This is a genomic window from Stenotrophomonas maltophilia group sp. RNC7, from assembly GCF_030910085.1.
Taxonomy (GTDB): Bacteria; Pseudomonadota; Gammaproteobacteria; order Xanthomonadales; family Xanthomonadaceae; genus Stenotrophomonas; species Stenotrophomonas sepilia.
Genome location: NZ_JAVFVN010000544.1, coordinates 1 through 334, shown reverse-complemented (window position 1 = coordinate 334; position 334 = coordinate 1). Strand labels below are relative to the sequence as shown.

Annotated in this window: 1 protein-coding gene; it reads left to right on the top strand. The window is 50.0% G+C overall.

Going from position 1 to position 334, the window contains the following annotated elements:
- Positions 1 to 125: 125 nt before the first annotated feature.
- Positions 126 to 334 (top strand): helix-turn-helix transcriptional regulator (locus RCF13_RS10720; RefSeq protein ID WP_308141148.1); only part of this gene is annotated, 209 nt, incomplete at its 3' end.

Here is a 334-nt window from a genome sequence, read left to right as displayed (position 1 = left end):
TCCTGTAAGCTTGGTTGTGGTCAGGTCGTTTTGGGTGGTCCTAACACCCAGAACGGCCGCTTTGAGTCTCAACAGTACATCAAACCGCCAGCGACATGCAACCAAAATCAGTGCACTGCTATGATATGAATGGAAATCAGTGTCGCTTGGCGAGGGTCGGGCTTGGTTGGGGCGTCCGTGATTTATCGGTCGCCGCCAAAGTTTCTCAGCAAACCATCGTGAGGCTTGAAAAAGGCGAAACGCTTCGTCCCGCAACGCTATGTCGGATCAAACGTGTTTTTGAAGAAGCTGGTATTATCTTTCTTTCAGATGATCGCGGCTACGGAATTCTGAT